The following is a 5,169-nucleotide window of genomic DNA, read 5'->3' on the forward strand; positions in this document are numbered from 1 at the left end:
CCGGATGCAACGACAGCCACATTGGTTGTCGAGTTGAAGGATACCAGTGTCACCAGCAAGGTTGCCAATGGTACCAATGCTTTTGATTCAGCCACATTGGTTGTCGAGTTGAAGGATACCAGTGTCACCAGCAAGGTTGCCAATGGTACCAATGCTTTTGATTATGTCGCGACCGTCAAGGATGGCAATGGCAATGCCATGTCCGGTGTTGTTGTCAACTGGAGCAAGGCACCCGATAATGATGCCACGCTTTCTGCGACAACCTCGACCACCGATGCATCAGGTGTTGCAACAATCACATTGACCAGCACCACCAAAGCCGTAGCCGATGTTGTGGTGACAGGTGCTGTCTCAACACTGTTTACAGCCTCCGATGATGCAACCAAGGTCAGCTTTGTACCGGATGCAACGACAGCCACATTGGTTGTCGAGCTGAAGGATACCAGTGTCACCAGCAAGGTTGCCAATGGTACCAATGCTTTTGATTATGTCGCGACCGTCAAGGATGGCAACGGCAATGCCATGTCCGGTGTTGTTGTCAACTGGAGCAAGGCACCCGATAATGATGCCACGCTTTCTGCCACAACCTCGACCACCGATGCATCAGGTATTGCAACAATCACATTGACCAGCACCACGGAAGAAGTGAAGGATATTGTCGTTAAGGGCGAGGTCACAACACCGTTTACCTCATCGGGTACTGCAACCAAAGTGAGTTTTACAGCAGAACTCGAATTGGTTCTGTCATGGGAAAACGGCATCACCTCGGCCACGGTGGATGAACAGCCAACATTCTCGGTTGTCGTACGCAACAAGAATTCTCATACGCTCATTCCAAACAAAACTATCACATTCACTTTGGCTTCTAATGGAGACGGCAAACCATCGATCTATCCAAGTACGGTAACAAGCGGTGCGGATGGCTCAGTAACACAAGCACCAGCCGTGTCAGATCATACGCCTGAAACTGTGACTGTTACAGGACAGATAACAGGAACTACTATAACTGCCGATCTGAGTATTCCGTTTAGTGCAGGAGCGATAAATGCCAATACAAGTACGATTTATGCCGATCCTGATGTGATTTTTGCAAATGGTACCAGCACATCAAAGATCGTTTATACGCCAAAGGATAGTTACGGGAACCCTGTTACCAGCGTCGATGCAAGTTCAATCAGCAGCGATATCATTGGGATAACGGATAGCGGTATAACCATTGGTAGTTGGGCACTGGTTAACAACCACTATGAAGCTGTTTTGACGTCAGGAACAAAAATCGGCGATATCAAGGTGATACCGGTGATTGATGGAAAGGATGGTATTGCCCGTACGACCAGCAAGATTCTCACGCTCATTGCAGGAGCTGTAGAGGTTAGCAAAGGTGAGATCAAAGCGGTTCCAAACCAGATTGTAGCAAACGGAACGGCAACAAGCCGAATTGAATTTAGACCACGCGATGCATCGGGCAACTTCATTGCGACCTTGGACCCTGCAACGATCTCTCAAGTAATAACCGCACAGGATATCAATGGACCGAAAGATACGACCATGTCAGCCTGGTCATACGATAGCGGTGCTGGCGCCTATGTCAGCACCTTGCGATCGGGGGTGACGATAGGTGTTATCAACATCATGCCCACCGTCAACAGTGCAAATGCCGCTGCAATAGGTGTAACGGGAACATTGGAGTTGATTGATAATCCTAGATCGAACATCAATATCGCTATTGCCAATACCGATATTGCAATAGCCGATGGAGTAGCGACCAATGCCATTACTATCACTTTAACAGATGACGGCGGTACAGCATTACCTAATAGAAAAGTCACTGTTACCCCTTCCAATAGTGAGCTTTCAATCAATGGTACACTGGCCAGCGTAGACTTTACGACAGATGCCGATGGCAAGGTCAGTCTGACAATGGCATCAACCTATGCATCATGGCTCGGTAGTAATGGATTTACCGTTACCTCCGAAGGGTTCAGCGCCCAAGGGCAGACAACGTTCAGTCTCTATGTCGATCAAGATACTTCGTTGATTAGCTTGGATAAAAATGTGCTCTATAATAATGGCACAGATAAGTTGACCGCAACGTATAAGCCTGTTGACAAAAAAGGACGGGCTATTCCGGCGGGGTTGCTCAACGTAACATTCTCGACAACAGACCTCGGATCAACACAGGTCATCACGCCAAATGGCTACGTGGCAACCGTAAGCTCACAAAGCAGCCCGTCTGACTATAAACTTTCTGCCACAATGACCAATTATTCTCATGGTTGGCAGCCTAGCCCTGTCGATTATAAACTCCAACCGATATCAGGTGTTTTGCTGGCAGTTCTGGAAGTCACGCCGAAACTATGTGGTACCGCAGCGAATGGGATGTCGAATGGAATGCCATTCAGTTACTGCAGTCAAACGGATGGCGTTGACTACTATCATTCAGGTCTTGGGTTCATCGTTGAACTCAAAGAAGCAAGCCCATTATGGGATAAGCAGATAACGCTACACTCATCAACGGTTGATGGCGCTATTTACATTTCTTCCAAAGACGGAGCAAAGCAGCAAAATTGTTCGGTTCCAGTTTCGGTTGCGCAGTCTTGGATGAATGATTTCGGGGGAGCGTCGACTCAAAACCTTGATCTGTCATTTACAAGCAAAAACCTTATCGATACCTACGATGCGCCTGGTTTTATCCGGCCATCAAGCGGTGGCGGCGGTGGTGTCGGCGCATGTGATGTCTATCTCAATCAAGATCTATACGCTCCTTTGAAACCTGATCTGCAAGGAAGCGGCAACGTTCTGTTTGAAGCCTACACGACGAACCCAAAATCCACCACTTCTTTCAAGGTTCCATTGACAGGTCAGCGTATGGATGTCGGCAAATTGTCGTCAATTACGGTTAACATCTACGCCAATTAAAGGTTGAAAAAGTGAGCCAACACATATTAAGTCGAATAACCATTTTTGGGTATAAGCATCTCGGGGCCTTTCAACTCGCTCGTTACAGGATTGTTTAAATGTCTAACTCTTCGCTCAGAAAAGCCATGTTGGCAAATGGCGTGTCTGTCTGCACTCTTATTGCATCACTGGTTTACAGCGGTACATCTGTGGCTGAAACGTTGGTTTTTGACGGAAACAACACTTCTGTTTTACAAGTCGATCCAGCCGTTAACGGCAGCACATATAAGAGTCTCTATTCCTCCGGTTTCGTTAGTGACAACGTGGTTACTGTTGATGGTGGTACGGGCGGAGCAGGACAGGCCGTTTGGGCAACAACCGGAACAATCAACGCACCTTACATTATCTATGGCGGTGTAGACGTACAATTGAACCGAGGCAAAGGAGATGGTGCTACGGCGGCTTCCATCTCAAACAATAAGGTTGCAATCAGTGATGTTCAATATGATTGGTCGGGACAATCTGCTGCCAATGGTGGCTTGGGAACGGACGTTACTAATGGTGGGAGTGCAGGCGGTGGGTCTGTCTTTGGCGGTCTAAGCATCGGCGGTGCCGGTGGTCAAGGTGCCGGTGGCAATGGTGGCAATGGTGGCAATGGTGGAGCCTTAAACGATACTACAGTCATTCTTACTAATGCTACCTTAAAGGGTGGTGATGGCGGGAATGGAATAGCTGGTAGCGTTAACGGCGGCTTAAGTGGCGGCTTTGGCGGTTTAGGTGGTGGTTCTATCTTTGGCGGTGTAAGTATCGGCGGATCGGCTGGTGTTGAGCTTAATGGGGGCTTTGGAGGCGCAATCAGTGGAAGCCAGGTTTTTTTAACAGATGTCATATTGACGGGTGGCTCAGGAGGGCATGGCGGTGAAGGTACTAATAGCAGCGTGGGCGGTGGAGTTGGCGGCATGGGAGGGGGATCTGTCTTTGGCGGTTTAAGTATTGGAGCCGCAGATTCAGGTGTGATTTCGATGAATCAAGGCGGTAACAATGTTGGCGGTGATATTCGCAATAATAAACTTACCTTAACAAACGTTACTTTGATTGGAGCCGCAGGGGGGAGTGGCGGAGGAAGTAATGGTGGCGGCGGGGGTGTCGGCGGTATGGGCGGTGGCTCAGTTTTTGGAGGACTTAGCATTGGTGGTGCTGCAGCCTATCGGCTTTTTGGCACGGGTGCGGGAGGCGCAGGTGGCACTGTCAGTGGCAACACAATTATCTTAACGAATGTCACGTTGAACGGTGCGGAAGGCGGAAGAGGCGGCTTGGGTTTGGCAGGGGCGGTCGGGCCCGGTCATGATGGCATTGCTGGTGGCAGCGTGGTTGGTGGCTTCAGTATAGGCGGCGCAGGCGCTGATGGTGAAGGTGGAAATGGTGGTGATGTTACTGGTAACAAGGTTATTATATCTGGTAAGTCACTCATTTGGGGCTCTATTTACGGTGGTTATAGCGTAGGTGGTGCTAGCAGCGAGAGTGATGTGGGTCTTGGTGGCACTGCAACAGGTAATACGGTTACGTTGGAAGGCAGTGATATTCAAATAGGTGACCGTAACGCTGATGGGGAAGTCATTTCTTATGGCTCAATCTGGGGTGGATGGAGTCTTAATGGTGATGGTGCGCCAAGCAGTGCCGATGTTTTTACGGGCAATACATTGAACCTAGATGGCTATCGCGGCACGGTTTTTGGTATCTACAACTTCGAGAACTACAATTGGACATTGCCGAGTGATGTGAAGAATGGCGATGTGCTTGTGACGATCGCCGATGGTGGTAATGCCGTTGATATGACCAACACCAAACATACCGTTGCCATGGTCAACGATGGCAGCCGTCTGAATGGCGGTGATACGGTTACCATGATTGACAAAACACAAGGCAGCCTTGCCTCTCAGAACTATACCATTAGGCAAGGTAGCTTCATTGTCTATGATGCGACATTGGCACAGCAGAACACAGGCAATAACGCATTGGTATTGACTATTAATGATAAGACCGATGACACACCGAGCGGTGGCGGCAATAGCAGCGGCGGTGATAATGGTGGTGATACAGGCGGTAATAGTAATGGTGGTGATAATGGAGGCGGCGGTTCAGCTGCCAAGGTTAATCCACAATCGAAGTCCTATTCGGAAGGCCGTGCGGCAGCGCTTGGCTTTGTCAATCAGGGCAGCGACCTGATAGCAACTGCCGGTATAGACCATATCCGCATCATGGTGCGTTCGA

General features: G+C 49.1%; 1 protein-coding gene and 1 pseudogene. Both read left to right on the forward strand.

Annotation, left to right across the window (positions count from 1 at the left end; translation table 11 throughout):
- The coding region (locus ACYSNS_RS14385) for an Ig-like domain-containing protein (protein WP_461723870.1) at positions 1 to 2,919 on the forward strand (2,919 nt) is incomplete at its 5' end.
- Between the two features lie 98 nt (positions 2,920 to 3,017).
- A pseudogene (locus ACYSNS_RS14390) lies at positions 3,018 to 5,169 on the forward strand (hypothetical protein); the annotation flags it as partial.

This window comes from Bartonella sp. LJL80, assembly GCF_054871565.1.